This window comes from Bradyrhizobium sp. JR3.5, from assembly GCF_054057015.1.
This window is the reverse complement of record NZ_JBSRYV010000001.1, coordinates 1232821-1250527: the sequence shown is the minus strand read 5'-3', so window position 1 is coordinate 1250527 and position 17707 is coordinate 1232821. Positions and strand designations below refer to the sequence as shown.

General features: G+C 62.9%; 18 protein-coding genes and 1 pseudogene. 9 read left to right on the top strand and 10 right to left on the bottom strand.

Annotated elements, in window-relative coordinates; translation table 11 throughout:
* Positions 1–27 precede the first annotated feature (27 nt).
* The 4 genes and pseudogenes from ACVWW1_RS06220 to ACVWW1_RS06205 form a co-directional block, all read right to left on the bottom strand.
* Complete coding sequence (locus ACVWW1_RS06220; protein WP_456655220.1) at positions 28–915, bottom strand: 2-hydroxy-3-oxopropionate reductase; 888 nt, start codon at positions 913–915, stop codon at positions 28–30.
* A 126-nt stretch (positions 916–1041) separates the two neighbouring features.
* Positions 1042–1827: a hydroxypyruvate isomerase gene (hyi, locus tag ACVWW1_RS06215; RefSeq protein WP_456655219.1), complete on the bottom strand. Its 786-nt coding sequence runs from the start codon at positions 1825–1827 to the stop codon at positions 1042–1044.
* Positions 1828–1866: 39 nt separating this feature from the next.
* A pseudogene (gene gcl, locus ACVWW1_RS06210) lies at positions 1867–3655 on the bottom strand (glyoxylate carboligase).
* Between the two features lie 192 nt (positions 3656–3847).
* Entirely contained in the window at positions 3848–4687 is an 840-nt protein-coding gene (locus ACVWW1_RS06205; RefSeq protein WP_456655218.1) for an IclR family transcriptional regulator, read from the bottom strand.
* Positions 4688–4924: 237 nt separating this feature from the next.
* On the opposite strand from ACVWW1_RS06205, the gene ACVWW1_RS06200 reads away from it, so the two are divergent.
* The 6 genes from ACVWW1_RS06200 to pyk all read left to right on the top strand — a co-directional run bounded on the left by ACVWW1_RS06200 (position 4925) and on the right by pyk (position 11317).
* Positions 4925–5338 (top strand): CBS domain-containing protein, encoded by a 414-nt coding sequence (locus tag ACVWW1_RS06200; RefSeq protein ID WP_456655217.1) that lies wholly within the window; start codon positions 4925–4927, stop codon positions 5336–5338.
* Positions 5339–5423: 85 nt separating this feature from the next.
* Positions 5424–6440 (top strand): 2-dehydropantoate 2-reductase, encoded by a 1017-nt coding sequence (locus ACVWW1_RS06195; RefSeq protein ID WP_456655216.1) that lies wholly within the window; start codon positions 5424–5426, stop codon positions 6438–6440.
* A 5-nt stretch (positions 6441–6445) separates the two neighbouring features.
* A complete protein-coding gene (locus ACVWW1_RS06190) occupies positions 6446–7228 on the top strand; it encodes a fumarylacetoacetate hydrolase family protein (protein WP_456655215.1) in 783 nt (260 codons plus the stop codon).
* A gap of 65 nt (positions 7229–7293) precedes the next feature.
* The gene (gene oxlT / locus ACVWW1_RS06185; RefSeq protein ID WP_456655214.1) at positions 7294–8613 is read left to right on the top strand and encodes an oxalate/formate MFS antiporter; all 1320 of its coding nucleotides are present in this window, start codon (positions 7294–7296) and stop codon (positions 8611–8613) included.
* On the top strand, positions 8603–9898 hold the full coding sequence (locus ACVWW1_RS06180; protein WP_456655213.1) for a glycerate kinase type-2 family protein: 1296 nt from the start codon (positions 8603–8605) through the stop codon (positions 9896–9898). Before oxlT ends, ACVWW1_RS06180 begins: the two co-directional genes overlap by 11 nt.
* Positions 9899–9901: 3 nt before the next feature.
* Positions 9902–11317, top strand: coding sequence for a pyruvate kinase (gene pyk, locus ACVWW1_RS06175; protein ID WP_207830423.1), 1416 nt, complete (start codon positions 9902–9904; stop codon positions 11315–11317).
* 468 nt (positions 11318–11785) lie between these two features.
* Here pyk and ACVWW1_RS06170 read toward each other — a convergent pair whose 3' ends face one another.
* From ACVWW1_RS06170 to ACVWW1_RS06155, 4 genes are all read right to left on the bottom strand, one after another.
* Entirely contained in the window at positions 11786–11935 is a 150-nt protein-coding gene (locus ACVWW1_RS06170; RefSeq protein WP_171947620.1) for a hypothetical protein, read from the bottom strand.
* Positions 11936–12603: 668 nt separating this feature from the next.
* A complete protein-coding gene (locus tag ACVWW1_RS06165; protein ID WP_456655212.1) occupies positions 12604–12786 on the bottom strand; it encodes a hypothetical protein in 183 nt (60 codons plus the stop codon).
* 136 nt (positions 12787–12922) lie between these two features.
* Positions 12923–13177, bottom strand: a complete 255-nt coding sequence (locus ACVWW1_RS06160) for a LysR substrate-binding domain-containing protein (protein WP_456655211.1) — start codon at positions 13175–13177, stop codon at positions 12923–12925.
* A complete protein-coding gene (locus tag ACVWW1_RS06155; RefSeq protein WP_456655210.1) occupies positions 13167–13850 on the bottom strand; it encodes a LysR family transcriptional regulator in 684 nt (227 codons plus the stop codon). Before ACVWW1_RS06155 ends, ACVWW1_RS06160 begins: the two co-directional genes overlap by 11 nt.
* Here ACVWW1_RS06155 and ACVWW1_RS06150 point away from each other — a divergent pair.
* The 3 genes from ACVWW1_RS06150 (at position 13841) to ACVWW1_RS06140 (ending at position 15445) form a co-directional block, all read left to right on the top strand.
* Positions 13841–14230 (top strand): DUF1127 domain-containing protein, encoded by a 390-nt coding sequence (locus ACVWW1_RS06150; RefSeq protein ID WP_456655209.1) that lies wholly within the window; start codon positions 13841–13843, stop codon positions 14228–14230. The two genes, ACVWW1_RS06155 and ACVWW1_RS06150, sit on opposite strands and share 10 nt — an antisense overlap.
* A 26-nt stretch (positions 14231–14256) precedes the next feature.
* Positions 14257–14946, top strand: coding sequence for a glutathione S-transferase family protein (locus ACVWW1_RS06145; RefSeq protein WP_456655208.1), 690 nt, complete (start codon positions 14257–14259; stop codon positions 14944–14946).
* Positions 14947–15154: 208 nt separating this feature from the next.
* Positions 15155–15445, top strand: a complete 291-nt coding sequence (locus ACVWW1_RS06140) for a hypothetical protein (protein WP_456655207.1) — start codon at positions 15155–15157, stop codon at positions 15443–15445.
* On the opposite strand, the gene ACVWW1_RS06135 is transcribed toward ACVWW1_RS06140, so the two are convergent.
* Together ACVWW1_RS06135 and ACVWW1_RS06130 are read right to left on the bottom strand one after the other, a co-directional pair.
* The gene (locus tag ACVWW1_RS06135; protein WP_456655206.1) at positions 15446–16192 is read right to left on the bottom strand and encodes a hypothetical protein; all 747 of its coding nucleotides are present in this window, start codon (positions 16190–16192) and stop codon (positions 15446–15448) included.
* A 91-nt stretch (positions 16193–16283) separates the two neighbouring features.
* Positions 16284–17702 (bottom strand): hypothetical protein, encoded by a 1419-nt coding sequence (locus tag ACVWW1_RS06130; protein WP_456655205.1) that lies wholly within the window; start codon positions 17700–17702, stop codon positions 16284–16286.
* Positions 17703–17707 lie beyond the last annotated feature (5 nt).

Genomic DNA, 17707 nt, shown 5'->3' with positions numbered 1-17707 from the left:
TTCGGCACCGTGATCCTTGCATGAAGCTCAGGCAGCCGCCACCTCATGACCCGCCATGACTTCCAGCGCCCTCAGAATTGCGGAATGATCCCAGGCCTTGCCGCCGAGGGCGGTACAGGCGTTGAACAGCTGCTGGGCTGCTGCGGTGCCCGGCAGCGACAAGCCGAGCGCCCGCGCACCTTCCAGCGCGAGGTTGAGATCCTTCTGATGCAGCTCGATGCGAAAGCCCGGATCGAAATTGCGCTTCAGCATGCGCTCGCCATGCACCTCGAGGATCCGGGACGAGGCAAAGCCGCCCATCAGCGCCTTGCGCACCAGCGCAGGATCGGCGCCCGCCTTGGACGCGAACAGCAGGGCCTCGCTCACCGCCTCGATGGTCAGCGCCACGATGATCTGGTTCGCAACCTTGGTGGTCTGGCCGTCGCCATTGCCGCCGACATGCGTGACATTCTTTCCCATCGCGTCGAACAGGGGCTTCATCGCGTTGAACGCCCGCTCCCGCCCGCCGACCATGATGGTCAGGCTTGCCGCCTTTGCGCCAACCTCGCCGCCGGAAACCGGCGCGTCGAGATAGTCGGCTCCGAGCGCATCGATCTTGCGCGCAAACTCCTTCGTCGCCAGCGGCGAGATCGAGCTCATATCGACCACGATCATGCCTTTGGAGACCCCCTCCGCAACGCCGCTCTGACCGAACAGCACGGCTTCCACATGCGGCGTGTCCGGCACCATGATGATCACGGCGTCTGCTTCCTGCGCCACCTGCCTGGCGGACTCGCAAGCGATGCCGCCGGCCGCAATCAGCTCTGGCGAAATGGGTGCGACGTCGTGCAGGAACAGGCGATAGCCGGCAGCCAGGAGGTGGCTCGCCATCGGACGTCCCATGGTGCCGAGCCCGATGAATCCTATGTCTTTCATTTGTCGTCGCTCCTGTCAGCCGGATTGGGATGTTTTCCAGCGAAGCGGATTCCGCTTCGCGTGAAGAAAACGCGTCAAAACAAAAATCCAGAACTCCATTCCGATTCGATCGGAACGGAAACAGCTCTAGGTCACGAAGGTCTGCGCGGCGTGCCAGGCGAGGCTCTCGAGTGTGGTCGTCCGCGGCTTGTATTCGCATCCGATCCAGCCGCGATACCCGATGCTGTCGAGATGCTTGAACAAATAGGGATAGTTGATCTCGCCGGTCCCCGGCTCGTAACGGCCAGGATTGTCGGCGAGCTGGACATGCGCGATCCGGCCGAGATGCTTTTGCAGGGTCCGCGCCAGATCACCTTCCATGATCTGCATGTGATAGATGTCGTACTGGATGAACAGGTTGGATGAACTCACGTCGGAAATGAGCTGCACCGCCTGTTCCGTTCCGCTCAGGAAGAAGCCGGGAATATCGAGCGTGTTGATCGGCTCGATCAGGAGCTTGATCCCATGCTGGCCAAGCGCGCCGGCGGCGAAGCGCAGATTCGACACCAGGACTTCGCGCAGCTCTGCGGCATCAGCGCCGGCGGGAGCGATACCGACCAGGCAGTTCAGCTGCCGGCAATCCAGCGCCTTCGCGTAGTCGATCGCGCGCACCACGCCGTCGCGAAATTCATCGACCCGATTGCGCAGGATCGCAATGCCCCGCTCACCGGCGGCCCAATTGCCGGCCGGAAGATTGTGCAGCACCTGGGTCAGCCCACAGCGCGCCAGCTCCTCCCGCAACGCGCCCTTTTCGAAGTCATAGGGAAAAAGATACTCGACTGCGTTGAAGCCGGCGGCCTTGGCGGCTGCGAACCGATCGAGGAACGGCAGCTCGTTGAAGAGCATGGTGAGGTTGGCGGCAAATTGAGGCACGGGTGGTATCTCCGCTTGGGGCAGCGCTGAATGAGGTCGTCAAGCCGGCAATAGCGTGCCGGATCGTTGTGCGCTCGGCACGTCATCGAGCGGGAGATCGAGCACCTCCTCGAATTCGACGATGTTGTCGATCTCCGTTCCCATCGCAATGTTGGTGACGCGCTCGAGAATGAACTCCACCACCACGGGCACCCGATGCTTCGCCATCAGCTCGCGCGCGGTCGCGAACGCGGCCTGTGCCTCGTTCGGATCCGTCACCCGGATCGCCTTGCAGCCCAGCCCCTCCGCGACGGTCACGTGGTCGACGCCGTAGGCGCCGATCTCGGGTGCGTTGATGTTCTCGAACGAGAGCTGGACGTGATAATCCATGTCGAAGCCGCGCTGCGCCTGCCGGATCAGCCCGAGATATGAATTGTTCACGACGACGTGGATGTAGGGCAGATTGAACTGCGCCCCGACCGCGAGCTCCTCGATCAGGAACTGGAAGTCGTAATCACCCGACAGCGCGACAATGTCGCGGTCCGGATCGGCGGCGCGCACGCCGAGCGCGGCGGGCAACGTCCAGCCGAGCGGACCGGCCTGCCCGGCGTTGATCCAGTTGCGCGGCTGATAGACGTTGAGGAACTGGGCACCCGCGATCTGCGACAATCCGATCACCGTCACGTAGCAGGTATCGCGGCCGAACGCCTTGTTCATCTCCTCGTAGACGCGCTGCGGCTTGATCGGGATGTTGTCGAAGTGGCTCTTGCGCAGCATCGAGCGCTTGCGGTCGCGGCAGGCCGCAGGCCAGGCCTGCCGATCGCGCAACTTGCCGGACTTCCGCCACTCCCGGGCGATGGTCACGAACATTTCCAGCGCGGGCCTTGGCGTCCGACACGATGCCGAGGTCCGGATTGAAAACCCGTCCGATCTGCGTCGGCTCGATGTCGACATGGACGAATTTGCGACCCTTGGTGTAGGTCTCGATCGAACCGGTATGCCGGTTGGCCCAGCGGTTTCCGATGCCGAGCACGAAATCGGATTCGAGCATCGTGGCGTTGGCGTAGCGATGGCTGGTCTGCAGGCCGACCATACCGGCCATCAGCGCGTGATCGTCCGGAATGGCGCCCCACGCCATCAGCGTCGGGACGACCGGAACGTTGACCGCTTCGGCGAAGGCGACCAGGAGCTCGGACGCATCGGCGTTGATCACGCCGCCGCCGGCCACGATCAGCGGCCGATCCGCGGCGTTGAGCATGTCGAGCGCCTTCTCGATCTGCTTGCGCGTCGCCACAGGCTTGTAGACCGGCAGCGGCGAATAGGTCTCGTCGTCGAACTCGATCTCGGCCAGTTGCACATCGAGAGGAAGATCGATCAGCACCGGTCCCGGCCGCCCCGACCGCATGACATGGAAGGCCTGGCTGAGCACGCGCGGCACCAGCGCCGGCTCGCGCACGGTGACGGCCCATTTCGTCACCGGCTTTGCGATCGCCTCGATGTCGACGGCCTGGAAATCTTCCTTGTAGAGCCGCGCCCGCGGCGCCTGACCGGTGATACAGAGGATCGGAATCGAATCCGCAATCGCCGAATAGAGGCCGGTGATCATATCGGTTCCGGCGGGGCCCGATGTGCCGATGCAAACGCCGATATTGCCTGCTTTCGCCCTGGTATAACCTTCCGCCATATGCGAGGCGCCTTCGACGTGGCGCGCCAGAATGTGCCGGATCGAGCCGTTGCGCTTCAGCGCGGAGTAAAGCGGGTTGATCGCGGCGCCGGGAACGCCGAACGCGCAGGTGATCCCCTCGCGTTCGAGAATGCGCACTGCTGCATCCACTGCTCGCATTTTCATCTGATGATCCCGCTTCGCTATGAGTTGGCCTGAGCATGATCATCAGGCCCGCGATCATCGATCTCAACGCAAACGATTGGATTTTCCGCGCTATGGCAACGCTTGTGATTTCTTGCATGTCTCCAAGTGATTAGCGCGTGCGAAGGAATGGAAACCGGCACAGGCGGGAACAGCCGCGGGCCTTGCGCCCTGCTACGGCGTGCAGCTGCTCCCGCGAAGCTCTGCGGAGAGCTCGGCTGCGATCTGATGCACGATGGCGCCGATCTCCGGCAAGCGCTCGTCGGTCAGCCGATCCGCCATCCCCGATACCGAAACCGCGGCGAACGGCTCGCTGCAATCGTTGAAGACGACTGCGGCCACGCAGCGCAGGCCGAGCCGCGCCTCTTCATCGTCCACCGCATAGCCCTGGCGTCGCACGGTCTCCAATTCTCGAAACAGCTCGCCCGGCCGAATGATCGACTTTTCCGTCAGGCGCGGCATGCCGCGGCGACGGATGATCGCGTTGATATCGGCATCGGAATACGCGGCCAGCACCGCCTTCCCCACGCCCGAGGCAATCAACGCCACGCGTCCGCCGACCTTGGTCAGCGAACGCATGATCTCCCGGCTTTCGATGCGGGATACGACGATGATGGAATCATCATCGACCACTGCAAGATTGGCGGTTTCCCTGGTCTGGTCGCGCAGCTTGCGCAGATAGGGCAATGCCCGCGCGGAAAAATTGCGCCGGCGCATGAAGGTCGAGCCGACCACGAAGCTTTGCGCGCCGATGTGCCATTTGGACTCCTCGCGGTCGAACTGCACGAACCTGCGGTTCTCCAGCGTCGTCAGCAGCCGGTGAGCCGTCGACGGCGGCAAGCCGATGCGGATCGCAAGATCGGTCAGCCGATAGCCTTCGTCATCCTCTGCAAGCGCTTCCATGATTTGCAGCGCGCGATCGACCGATTGAACGCCGCCGTCTCGCGCGTCCTGATCCGGTTGCGCGCGAAAATCGGGATCGGACGGCTTGCGCCGGATCGGCTCTCTTTTCATCACGACCTGCCCCTAACCGGTTGCGGTTCAGAACGAAATTGCTCGCCGATAACGAGCGTCACGATTGGCATATGGCATACCAAAAGACGCTTAAGTCAAGATCGCGGAATTTGAGAACGGGTCAGTATTTTTGACATTTTCTTACGTAACGCGGCAATTCTTTTGTTTGACTTCTGGGATAATGTATACCACGATTGCTTCTTAACGACCCAATGATGCAACCGGGAGGACCAAGCCATGTATGTCGGGGACATCCTTCGCACCAACAGTGCGCACGTGGTGACGATCGGCTCGAGCGAAACCGTGAGCATTGCAGCGAACCTGATGTACGCGAGCAATGTCGGCGCACTCGTGGTCAGAAACGCCTCGCGCAGCGTCGACGCCGCCGTGGTCGGAATGTTCAGCGAGCGCGACGTCGTCGCTGTGATCGCCGAGCGCGGCACGGGTGGTCTTGCCGCGAAAGTCGCGCAGTTCATTTCGCCGCGGCCGCTGGTGTCCTGCAATTCGCAAGACGCGCTCACCGATGTCGAGCGACTGATGGTCCGTCACGACATCCGCCATATTCCCGTCATCGACAACGGCCGGCTCGTCGGCGTCGTGAGCATGCGGGACATCGGCTTGGCCCTGGAGGAAGCCGCCTGCGCGGCCTGACGGATTTTCCCGAGGCCATTGCCACGCAATTCGGTTCGAGCCGTTGCGGCTCATGCTGTGTCCCTACTCTGCTCGCGAGGATTTCATGAAGGTCTGCATCTACGGCGCCGGTGCCATCGGCGGCTATCTCGGTGTCGAACTTATGCGCGCTGGCGCCGATGTCAGCCTGATCGCGCGGGGCGCGCATCTCGCCGCGATGCGGCAGAATGGCCTGAAGCTCCTGATCGGCGAAGAGGAGCGCGTGGTGCATCCTCGCTGTACCGATAATCCCGCTGAACTCGGCGAACAGGATTTCGTCATCATCTGCCTCAAGGCGCATTCGATCACCGGCGTCATCGAACCGATGCGCCCCCTGCTGGGTGAGCGGACCCGCATCGTCACCGCCGTCAACGGCATTCCCTATTGGTACTTCTACAAGCATGGCGGACGGCACGAAGGATCGGCGCTCGAGAGCATCGATCCCGGCGGACGGCAGTGGAACGAACTCGACCCCGCGCGCGCCATCGGCTGCGTGGTCTATCCCGCCACCGAAATCGAGGCGCCCGGCGTGATCCGCCACGTCTACGGCAACAGCTTTCCGCTCGGCGAACCCTCCGGTGAGATCACACCTGATGTCGAGCGGCTTGCCGCCCTGTTCGCGGCAGCGGGCATGAAGGCGCCCGTCCTCGACCGCATCCGCGACGAGATCTGGCTCAAGCTGTGGGGCAATGTCTGCTTCAACCCGATCAGCGCCCTCACCCACGCGACCCTCGACGTGATCTGCAGCAATCCCGGCACGCGCGCGCTGTCCAGGGCGATCATGCTGGAGGCCCAGGCGATCGCGGAAAGCCTCGGCGTCAAGTTTCGGGTCGATGTCGAACGCCGCATCGAGGGCGCACGCAAGGTCGGCGCGCACAAAACCTCGATGCTGCAGGATCTCGAGCGCGGACGTCCCGTCGAGATCGATCCGCTGATCACCGTGGTGCAGGAGATGGGCCGGATGACGGGGATTGCGACGCCTGCCCTCGACGCGGTGCTCGCGCTGGTCGCGCAGCGCACCAGACTGGCGGGCCTCTATGACGGGGCGGCCGGCGTCGAAGCCCAATCGCTTGCGGTGGCGTGATCGCGGTGGCCAATGTGACGCGCTGGGTCCGCTTCCGCCACCATGCCGAAATCGGCTTCGGGCAACTCACCCCGTCCGGCATCTCCGTGCATGCAGGAGAGATGTTCGGCGACACACGACCGACCGGACAGACGTTGGCGCTCGACGATGTCGAGCTGCTCGCGCCAACCGAGCCGAGCAAGATCATCGCGCTCTGGAACAATTTCCACGCGCTGGCCGAGAAGCTAAAATCACCTGAGCCTGCCGAACCGCTCTACCTGTTGAAAGCGCAAACCAGCGTGACCGCGCCTGGCGCCGTTATCACGCGCCCCCTGGGCTACGACGGCAAGACGACCTACGAAGGCGAGCTCGGCATTGTCATCGGCAAGAGCTGCACGGCCATAGCCCCCGAACAGGCCGACGGCTTCATCTTCGGCTACACCTGCACCAACGACGTCACTGCCGCCGACATTCTCAATCGCGACCCGACCTTCCCGCAATGGGCGCGGGCCAAGGGCTTCGACGGATATGGCCCCTTCGGTCCCGTGATTGCCTCGGGCCTCGACCCCGCACGCCTTGTGGTGCGCACCATCCTCAACGGGGTGGAGCGCCAGAACTACCCGATCGCCGACATGATCTTCAGCGCGCAGGCGCTGGTCAGCAAGATCTCACACGACATGACGCTGTTGCCGGGCGACCTGATCTGCTGCGGGACATCGATCGGCGTCGGGGTGATGAAGGAGTCCGTCAATACGGTCACCGTCGCGATCGACGGAATCGGCGAGTTGACCAACGAATTTCGTCAGTAGGCGGCGGCAGGACGACAGCCCGACGCAGCCGGACCAAACGACCACCACCTCTTTTGGGAGCGCACATGATCTCCAGCACGAAAGCGGCATCGTCGCCCGGCGGCTTCCGCTGGCTCCAGCTCGCGATCGGCATCGTCTGCATGGCGATGATCGCCAACCTGCAATACGGGTGGACGCTGTTCGTTGATCCGATCGACGCCAAGTTTCACTGGGGCCGTCCGGCCATCCAGCTCGCCTTCACGATCTTCGTGATGACCGAGACATGGCTGGTGCCGGTGGAGGCCTGGTTCGTGGACAAATACGGCCCGCGCATCGTCATCATGTTCGGCGGGCTGATGATCGGATTGGCCTGGGTGCTGAACTCATACGCCTCTTCTCTCATCATGCTCTACACAGCAGCTATTGTCGCGGGCATCGGCGCCGGCGCCGTCTACGGCACTTGCGTCGGCAACGCGCTGAAATGGTTTCCGGACCGGCGCGGCCTCGCCGCAGGCGCGACCGCCGCAGGCTTTGGCGCCGGCGCAGCCCTCACCGTCGTGCCGATCGCCAACATGATTGCCGCCAGCGGCTACCAGAGCACCTTCCTGACATTCGGAATCGGGCAAGGCCTCATAGTCCTCCTGCTGGCCTGGTTCGTCCGCCCGCCGCATGGCGTCGAGGCCCCGAGGAAAAAGCAGCTCAATCTGCCGCAGAGCGCAATCGACTACACGCCGCCTCAGGTCCTGCGCACGCCGATCTTCTGGGTCATGTACCTGGTGTTCGTCATGGTGGCTTCCGGCGGGTTGATGACCGCGGCGCAAATCGGGCCGATTGCCCATGACTTTAAGATCGCGGACACGCCGGTCACCCTGGCGGGCTTCCAGATGGCGGCGCTGACCTTTGCCATCTCGCTCGATCGTGTGTTCGACGGGTTCGGCCGTCCGTTCTTTGGCTGGGTCTCCGACACGATCGGCCGCGAGCACACGATGTTCATCGCGTTCGCGACTGCGGCGCTGATGTTGCTGACGCTGTCCACCTACGGCCACATACCGGTTGTCTTCGTGCTGGCCACGGCGATCTATTTCGGCGTCTTCGGCGAAATCTACAGCCTGTTTCCGGCGACGTCGGGCGACACGTTCGGCGCCAAGTACGCAACCACCAACAACGGCATGCTCTACACGGCGAAGGGCACCGCGGCACTGCTCGTACCGCTTGCGAGCATCATCTCCTCGCAGCTCGGTTGGCAGGCCGTGTTCATCGTCGCGGTTGCGCTCAATGCGACCGCAGCTCTCACGGCCTTGCTGGTGATCAAGCCGATGCGGCGCGCCTTCATTCTCGGCAGTGAGACGACAGCAAAGGCCGCGATCGCGCCGGCACCTGGCCGGAGTGCGGCGATTGAACACTGATTGGACGGACTTGCGGGCTCGGACGGCGCTCCGGAAGATCTTCGATGCTGCCATCGCCAGCTGCGATCCAAAGATAACCATTGCGCGCGCCCTGCCGGCAAAGCCGAAGGGCAGATGCATCGTCGTCGGCGCGGGCAAAGCTTCAGCCGCGATGGCGGCAGGCCTCGACGCGGCCTGGCCCGATGTCGACCTTTCAGGTGTCGTGGTGACGCGCCACGGCCATTCAGTTCCCGCGGGCCGCGTCGAAGTGCTCGAGGCGTCTCATCCCGTGCCGGACGACTCGAGCAAGACGGCCGCCGTTCGCATGCTCAGCGCCGTTCAGGGACTTTCAGCTGACGATCTCGTCATCGCCCTGATGTCCGGCGGAGGCTCTGCCCTGATGACACTTCCCGCATCCCCGATGACCCTCGCCGACAAGCAGGCGGTCAACCGTACCCTGCTTGCAAGCGGCGCAACCATTGCCGAGATGAACGTCGTCCGCAAACATCTGTCCGCGATCAAGGGCGGACGGCTGGCGCTCGCCGCCCGTCCCGCCCACGTCACGACCCTGGTGATCTCGGATATTCCCGGCGACGATCCCGCGGCGATCGGCTCCGGTCCCTCGCTGCCGGACAGCAGCACAAAAGCCGATGCGCAGGAGATCGTGCGCCGGTTTGCGATCGACCTGCCGGACGCGGCGCGGCTCGTGCTCGCGCGAGCCGACGAGACCCCGAAACCTGGCGAGATCGAGGCCGATGTCCGCATCCCTGCCGCGCCGTTCCACGCGCTTGATGCTGCGGCGAGGGCCGCACGGGATGAAGGCTTGACCCCGATCATCCTTGGAGACGCGATCGAAGGCGAGGCGCGCGAACTCGGAACCGTGATGGCGGGCATCGCCCGGTCGGTCGGGAGACATGCGCAGCCCGGCCCTGCTCCTGCCGTGCTGCTCTCCGGCGGCGAGACGACGGTGACGATCGGACGCGGGCCGGCGGGCCGCGGCGGCCGCAACACCGAATTCCTGCTGGGGCTTGTCATCGCCCTGTCCGGTACGTCCGATATCTGGGCGATTGCGGGAGACAGTGATGGTATTGATGGAACGGAAGATGCGGCCGGAGCTTTGATCAGTCCGGATACGCTACGGCGCGCCGCCGCCAATCGCCTCGACGCACGGGCCTATCTGGCAGCCCATGACAGCTACACGTTCTTCGACCGCCTTGGAGACCTCGTACGCACCGGCCCGACGCTTACCAATGTCAACGATATCCGCGCCGTGCTGATTGCGGCCGGCAAGCCAGCAATGAGGTGACCCATGCGTCGTCATCGACGAGCCAAGATCGTCGCAACCGTCGGCCCCGCCAGCAGTTCCCCCGAGATGCTCAAAGCGCTGCTGCTGGCCGGCGTCGATACCTTCCGTCTGAACTTCAGCCACGGAACCCAGAGCGACCACGCGAGCATCCATGCCGCGATCCGAAAGCTGGAACAGGAAGTCAGCCGTCCGATCGGCATTCTGATGGACCTCCAGGGTCCCAAGATCCGCGTCGGCACCTTGCGCGATGGCAAGATTGCCGTGGCGGCCGGCGAGACCATCCGGTTCGTGCTGTCCGGATCGGACGGCGACCGATCCTCGATTCCGCTCCCGCACCGGGAAATCTTTGCCGCCGTGGCCCCCGGCCACGACCTTCTCATCGACGACGGCAGGGTCCGGGTAAGCGTCGCCGGGCTCGGTGACGATTTCATCGAAGCCAAGGTGATCGTCGGTGGCACGATCTCGAACCACAAGGGCGTCAATCTGCCGGGGACGGTGCTCGACCTTTCGCCGCTCACCGCCAAGGACCGCCTCGATCTGGAGTTCGGTCTGAACCTCGGCGTCGACTGGGTCGCCCTGTCATTCGTGCAAAAGCCCTCCGACGTCATCGAGGCGAGAGGCCTGGTCGGCGACCGCGCCGGCCTGATGGCCAAGATCGAGAAGCCGGCAGCACTCGAGCGGATCGACGACATCATCCAGCTGTGCGACGCCATCATGGTTGCGCGGGGTGATCTCGGCGTCGAAATTCCACATGAGGACGTGCCCGGGCGCCAGAAGGAGCTGGTGCGAGCTTGCCGTCTCGCGGTGAAGCCCGTGATCGTCGCCACGCAAATGCTGGACTCCATGGTCGCCGCGCCGACACCGACGCGCGCGGAAGTCTCCGACGTTGCGACGGCGATCTATGACGGCGCAGATGCTGTGATGCTGTCGGCGGAATCCGCGACGGGCCGCTATCCGCGCGAGGCCGTCGAGATGATGGATCGCATCATCCGCAGCACAGAACAGCACAAGATGTACCGCTCGATCGTCGAGGCGACCCAGCCCGGCGAAGAGCAAACGCCGCCGCATGCCGTTGCAACAGCCGCCGCCGACCTCGCCTCCGTCATTCACGCCGCGGCCATCGTGGCCTACACGTCGAGCGGCACCACGGCCGCACGCGTCGCGCGCAAGCGGCCGAGCCTGCCGATCCTCGCCATCACCCCAAGCCGCGAAGTGTCGCGCCGCTTGTGCCTGCTCTGGGGTGCGCACAGCGTTCTTTCCGACGACGTTCAGAGCTATGAGGAGATGGTCGAGCGCGCGACGGCTCTCGCGCATGCAGAGCAGTTTGCATCAAGCCGGGACCTGCTGGTCGTTGTCGCCGGCATTCCCTTCGGGCAGGCGGGAAGCACGAACAACCTGCGAGTCGTTTCGCTCCCCTGACGGAGCCATCGCCCAGCCCCGCGATCCGGATTTTCTCGGGCGCGTTGCGCGGGCGCCCTAGTCTCACGGCATGGCGCCAAACCAGATCACGAGCGCGAACATCACCAACAAGGCGACGGTGATGATCGCTTCGCTCGTGGGCATTCGCTTCATAGGCCGCCTCCGCCGCGGGAGCGGGATGCTGCGACGGGGCGGTAGTTCGCATCAGCCCAACACCGCCCGCTTAAAATGCATGCGGACGGCGTCGGCTCCAGCCCCAGGAAGGAAATGCAAAATCCCGGCAGACATTAGGTCTACACACCTGGGCAGAAGGTTCACGTGACGATCGGCATACTCCAAAGGGTGTAGGATCGCCGAGCTTAATGGACGCCATTGACACCCATCGCTGGCACCCTCGGCCGCATGACGATCTCACCACGAGCATGGGTCAGGTGTGGCGCCGGCAGCACCTGTCGTTCGACGCCGCCCTTAGCGCCACGACCCGTCCGGCCCAAGCGGCAAAGTCGGGTGGTCGCGGTTGTTCTCGTCCGGCTTGACCCTGAAACCCTGTCGAAACGCGAACCAGATAAAGCCGCCCAGTGCGACCACACAGATCGGCGCGAGAATCCAGTCGGGCATGTCGTGGTCCTCCAGTCTACCGACAATTGGTCGCCGCTATCTTGGGCCGAGTTCAATACGGATGCCGCGCGCCGTTGCAGCGCGCTCCCTCCAGCGCTCGGCGTGATCCTACCGGCACGAGGAAACGCCGCGCGAACAAAAGCGCGGATTTTTTCGAAGGAGCAGCTGTGCCCTTGTCCGAATGGAGTCGAGGCAGTGCCGCAAGTGATTGAAAACATTGGAGCGGGTGAAGGGAATCGAACCCTCGTATTCAGCTTGGAAGTCAAATTGCGCTACTATCCGCGAGCTTCACTGAGCGTCATTTTCGTTCACATTTCAACACTTTAGACCAAAAACAGACTTCACTCAGAATCACGCAAAAACACCCCCAATCTGGGAATTCTGCGCCCAATGAGCGTCCGAGAATCTGGGTAGAAAGACACATCCGTACGCTCGATCCTGCCCCATTCGCGACGTCGGCCCTGACTCGCTTTCAAGCAAAGCCCTCATTGGCCCCAGAGCTATTGGGATATGCTAGAGAATACCCATGAAAGGTGAGGTCTTCCTTGATCATTTGCTCCGCGCGAGTTCTCACTGCCGTGAGTTCACAACGAAGGTTGTCGTTGACGCCCTTCCAGCGACATATGCTTTTTGGGTCATGTTAAATTGTTCATATGATCTGAATCCCCCTAGCAGATGGCCTGGTCGTTTTTCCCGATGATGTACTTGCGCCCCGACGGCGTCCTTATCGGTGAAGAGTCGGGGAGTTCGTGGACCAGAAACTGGGCGATCACCAACAATCGGCTCTGCATGACGATGCCGAGCAGTACATCGGCTGACTGCAATGAAGTCTGGATGTCGGGAACGTTCATCAGACTTCGGGCGAACCAAAATCAAGAGACGCTCGATGCCACCGTCATGGCGCATCGCGCAAAACGGTGAGACTGCTTTTCCAGTAGTAGTTCGAGCCACTCTTCCCGTCGATCGACGTCAGGGGCCGCTTCAACATCACTCTCGCTTGGGTGCGCCGAGCTTCTTGAGCCGGCTTAGGTCGCTTGCGGCCTCCGAGAGCAACCAGTCGCGAAACGTCACGATCTTCGGCAGGTTCGCAGTCGCCTTCGGGCAGATGATCCAGTAGGTCTTTGACAACGGCAGCGACAGCGGAAAGGGCCGGACCAGATGGCCGTTAATGATGTCCCATGCTGCCAGAGTGGTGCGAGCCAACGCGATCCCCTGCCCGTTAATTGCGGCGTCAATCACCATGCTGGCGCGGTCTCAGTAGCGGACCATGCGTAACTCCGACTTCGTCGAGACCCGCCTCCAACAGCCAGTTGCTCCAGTCAGTGCGGTTGTCCATGTGGATCAGCGGAAATTTCAGGATGTCAGCGGGTTTGCTCGGGCGTCGCTTGCCAGAAAACAGCTTCGGGCTGCACACCGCAAACAGTTGTTCCGGGCTCAGCCGCACCGCGTCCATTCCCGGCCAGTTGCCGTCGCCATGGCGCACCGCGAGATCTACTTCCTCGCGCGCGAAGTCGACGTGGTGCAACGTCGCGGAGACGCGCAGGTCGATGCCGCTACGCGCCTCGGCGAAATGGCCAAGCCGGTGCACCAGCCATTTGGCGGCGAAGTCGGGCGAGGTCGAGACCGTGAGCACACCGGCATTCTGCCGCTGCAACAACCGCTCGGTGCCGATGGCGATGCGGTCCAGCGCGTCGCGCACGACCGCAAGATAATCGCGCCCGGCCTCGGTGATGATCAGACGCTGCCGCTCACGGTTAAACAGCTTTACCGCAAGCTCCGTCTCCAGCGCTTTCACCTGATGGCTCACCGCGCCTTGGGTGACACAAAGCTCTTCGGCTGCACGCGTAAAACTCTCGTGGCGCGCAGCGGCCTCGAAGGCCTTCAGGGCATTGAGCGGAGGCAGACGTGGGCGCATCGGACCGACTTCATGAGAAAAACTATGGCAGGCACGAGAAACGATGCTTTGCGAGGACGCATCCCGCATCATTATTGAACAGCTCCAGCATAGAATTTCAAGCCATTTTGGAGCCGTCCATGTCCATCCTGCTAGCCGACGCCCTGTCGATCTCGCCCGTGCAGGCCGCTGATCCGGCCATTCCACTTCATCAATCCAGCTCAGGGCTCTCACCGCCCGTTCGCCGGAACGGATGGTGGAGTTGGCTCGACCGGCAGCACGAACGCAAGGCCCTGCGCGAAATTGCGGATGACCCGCATCTGCTCAAGGACCTCGGGCTAACTCGAGAACAGGCGCTACGCGAGGCAGCCAAGCCGTTCTGGCTCTGGTTCTTGCTCTGATCGACAAGCGCAAAAGGAGAAAACGGATGTCCGGTCCGATCGTCTACGGTTTTCCACGCAGCACTTTTGTCAACATCGTCCGACTGATCCTGACGCACAAGGACGTGGCCTACCAATTCCATGACCTTGAACCGGTCATGGGCAAGCCCGATCACCTGGCGCTGCACCCGTTCAACCGCGTGCCGATCCTTAGCCACGGCGATCTCACGATCTATGAAACGAGCGCCATCGCCGCCTATGTCGATGAGGCCTTTGGCGGCGTGGCGCTGACGCCGAAAGACATCAAGGCGCGGGCCCGCATGAACCAGTGGATCAGCGCGGTCAATTCCTACTATTACCCCTACATGATCTACCACGTGACGCATGAGCGTCTGGTATTCCCGGAGCTCGGCATCGCCTCTGACGAGAAGGTCGTGGCGCATGCGCTGCCCAAGGTCGAAACGGGGCTCGCGGTGGCCGAACTCCAGCTCGCGCATGGCAAGGACTTCCTGTTAGGGGACGAACTCTCGATGGCGGATTTCTATCTGCTGCCAAGCACGTTCGCCTTCAGCCTGACCGCCGAGGGGCAGTCAATGTATCCAAAGTACCCGGCATTCTGCCGCTGGCGCGAACGTATGGACAATCTGCCTGCAACGCAAAAGGTTCGCGCAGCCGTACAGCGCCTGCCGATCGAACACGCGCGCGAATGGGCCAATACGCACAGGCCGAAATATTGACCAACAGGAACCTTGCCGCGGCGATTGTCCCTGGCCAGGCTTCCTTCACGCGAAACATGGGCTCCCCGACGGACGGCTGCACCGTCCAAGCCTTCGCAAGAGCTCGCATTTCCCGGCCCCATCGCGGCGTAGATGAAAACCTGCTCGTTTACGAACAATGCGCGTTCCGGCGAGTTAGTACGCAGTTCTGATAAGGAAGGGAGCCACCATGAAGAGCTCTACATCGCTTGCTGCGTTATCCGTTTTCGCGCTGATCTTCGCATTCGGCGAAGCCGGCGCGCAAGCGCAGTCCACCCCTGTCCAAGAGGCACAGCCGCCCCAGCAGTCGGACCATTCGCGCGAGCAGGATCGCAGCCGCGCTGAGGACGTCAAGATCGGACGCGACTGGAAGGCCCAAAGCGGCGAGAACGACCACGCCGGTCAGGCAACGCCCGACGACAACCATCAGACGGTTGGCCGAGACTGGCGAGCCCATCCAGAGAACCAGGATCGCCAGTAGCTATCGAGGCGGGATTGGCGACGCCGCGCGTGCGGCGTGGCCTTCGAAGAAGGACAGCGGAAAGCCGAAGGTCAAGCCGGCGCGGATCTCGTTCACCGGGTGCCTGCCGGTGAGTGCATGACGGACTGCGACGTCGAAGCTCAGATCGTCTCGCACCCGGTAGATCAGGCCGACCAAACCGGAAAACGTTTCCTCCTTCCCAAACTCGTTCTCGTAGAAGATTTCTGCGACGGGGCGCGCTGTCCAGGTCGACGGCCCCTCGATAATCGCGCCAAGAAAGACATCGCCGTGATGGTCGCGGGTAAGGGCCGTCTCAGCGTTCAGATGGATGGTGCCCCAATCCCAGCGCTGCGAAATAATGCCGGCCAGGCTTAGGCCGACGCCTGAATTGCCGGTGCTGTCCGGGAGAAGAACGCCAAATTCGGTCGCAATGCTCGGGCCCGTCTTGTCCTGCAGGCTCCCGGGCACAACCACATGCTTGAGAAAGGCTCCGGCTGCGGTCAGACTGGTTGGTCCGGCTGGAGAAAGCGGTGTTTGTCCCTGCCCCTCGAAGACGGCTTCCCAATCTTCACTTAAACCATAGTTGATGACCCAGGCTGGCGCGATCAGGCTTGTCCCGCTCTCATCGCGCAAACGCCCCGCCGGCTGCAGTTCGATCTCCATCTCGCCCTTCTTTGCGACGGCGGCATCGGTGCCGTCGAATGGGCGATAGGCGGAAGCTGGAACAGACCAGGCGACCAGCGCCAAAGTGACCGCAACCCGTGGCACAAAGCATCTCGGGGAGCTGCGAAAGCCTCGGCTACGTCTGCACATGCGCCGCCTCCCTACGAAATCGATCTCAGGGCATCGGTTTGAACACCCAGATCGCGGCCGGCCCAGCCGGCCCCGCCCGGACGGCCACAAGCAAACGGTCCATCTCCGGCACAAAGAGGGACGTTCGCGCCCCCGTTGCCGTCGGCAGGCGTGTGATCCGGCGGTAGACCGATCCATCGATTTCAAATACGTCGACGTATCCTGCGCCGCAGCTCACATAGACACGGTTGCGCTTCCCGTCGATGAAGACGTCATCGACGTCGCCACAGGTTTCCGCATTCGCGATCGGCTTTCCATCCGTCGAGAAGACGGCAAGTTCGGCGGGACTGCGGTACGCCAGAACGATGCGGCCACGGTCGCGATCGATCGCCATCGCGAAATTGCCGCCCTTGTTCAAGGGCCAAGTGGCGAGCTGTTTCCCGGAAGTTCCGTCAACCACCACGACCGCGCGCGCATCCGGTAGGTTGACGAAGATACGTCCACCGTCCGGCTCAAGTTGGAAGCTTTCCGGATGCGCCTTCAGCGGCGCGCTGCGAACCTTGGCGCGGGTGGCCGGGTCAAGGACCGCCAGACCACCATCACCATAGCCGACGATAACGCGCTTGGCCGCAGCATCAATCCGGATGTTGTCCGCATCGCTGCTGAGCTCAATCCGTCCGGCCGCCTTGTACTCATTGGCCTCGAACAGTCGCACCGATCCATCGCGGGCATTGGCAACATAGAGGGTATCGGTCGATGGCTCATAGCCGACACCCTGGGGCTCGTTCAGCCCGGTGAGGGTCCGGAGCAGGCTGTGAGCAGCCAGGTCAACGACGCCGACACTGTCGTTGCCGAGCTCGGCCACGAACAATCGCTGTCGTTTCAGATCGACGGCCAGATGATCGATGCGCCCGCGCACATCGCCGAGCAAGATTTTCGCTTCGAGCTCGAGGGGGGCCTTGTTTTCTGCCGGTTGAGCTGCCGCCGCCAACGTCGGAATAAGCGCGTCGATACGCTGGACGATCTGGTCGCGGGTCGCCTCGTAGTCGTCGATGCCCAAGGGAATGCCAGACCAATAGGTTACATCGGCGCCCCCTCGCCGCTCCGCCGGAATCTGATCGAATGCCACCACCCGGCCCGCCGCGGTGATGTCATTCACGCTCAGTTGCTGCGGCGTGTTGGCCGCTTCCAGTCCATCGAGCGCAAGGCCGTCCTGGACCCGCACCGGGACCGATCGATAAAGATCGATGCCCCGCGAGACGGCCCTGAACGGCAGCCGGCGCTCCTGCGCGGCTCTGTTGAAATAGGCCGCGGCCATCTGACCGTTCACTACGCCGTGCTGGCAGACGAAGACGATCGTCCCGGCCTCGTCTGCCGACGTGGGCGCGGCCGCTGCCATCACGATCGCGAGGGCAATGGCCGCAAGGCGCAACCACGGCCGAGTCACCTTGCTCTGTGTCCACATCGTCA

Coding starts and splice junctions, on each gene's coding strand:
- ACVWW1_RS06220 (WP_456655220.1), bottom strand. CDS start 915: ATGAAAGACATAGGATTCATCGGGCTCGGCACCATGGGACGTCCGATG.
- ACVWW1_RS06205 (WP_456655218.1), bottom strand. CDS start 4,687: ATGAAAAGAGAGCCGATCCGGCGCAAGCCGTCCGATCCCGATTTTCGC.
- ACVWW1_RS06200 (WP_456655217.1), top strand. CDS start 4,925: ATGTATGTCGGGGACATCCTTCGCACCAACAGTGCGCACGTGGTGACG.
- ACVWW1_RS06195 (WP_456655216.1), top strand. CDS start 5,424: ATGAAGGTCTGCATCTACGGCGCCGGTGCCATCGGCGGCTATCTCGGT.
- oxlT (WP_456655214.1), top strand. CDS start 7,294: ATGATCTCCAGCACGAAAGCGGCATCGTCGCCCGGCGGCTTCCGCTGG.
- pyk (WP_207830423.1), top strand. CDS start 9,902: ATGCGTCGTCATCGACGAGCCAAGATCGTCGCAACCGTCGGCCCCGCC.
- ACVWW1_RS06170 (WP_171947620.1), bottom strand. CDS start 11,935: ATGCCCGACTGGATTCTCGCGCCGATCTGTGTGGTCGCACTGGGCGGC.
- ACVWW1_RS06165 (WP_456655212.1), bottom strand. CDS start 12,786: ATGAACGTTCCCGACATCCAGACTTCATTGCAGTCAGCCGATGTACTG.
- ACVWW1_RS06160 (WP_456655211.1), bottom strand. CDS start 13,177: ATGGTGATTGACGCCGCAATTAACGGGCAGGGGATCGCGTTGGCTCGC.
- ACVWW1_RS06155 (WP_456655210.1), bottom strand. CDS start 13,850: ATGCGCCCACGTCTGCCTCCGCTCAATGCCCTGAAGGCCTTCGAGGCC.
- ACVWW1_RS06145 (WP_456655208.1), top strand. CDS start 14,257: ATGTCCGGTCCGATCGTCTACGGTTTTCCACGCAGCACTTTTGTCAAC.
- ACVWW1_RS06140 (WP_456655207.1), top strand. CDS start 15,155: ATGAAGAGCTCTACATCGCTTGCTGCGTTATCCGTTTTCGCGCTGATC.
- ACVWW1_RS06130 (WP_456655205.1), bottom strand. CDS start 17,702: ATGTGGACACAGAGCAAGGTGACTCGGCCGTGGTTGCGCCTTGCGGCC.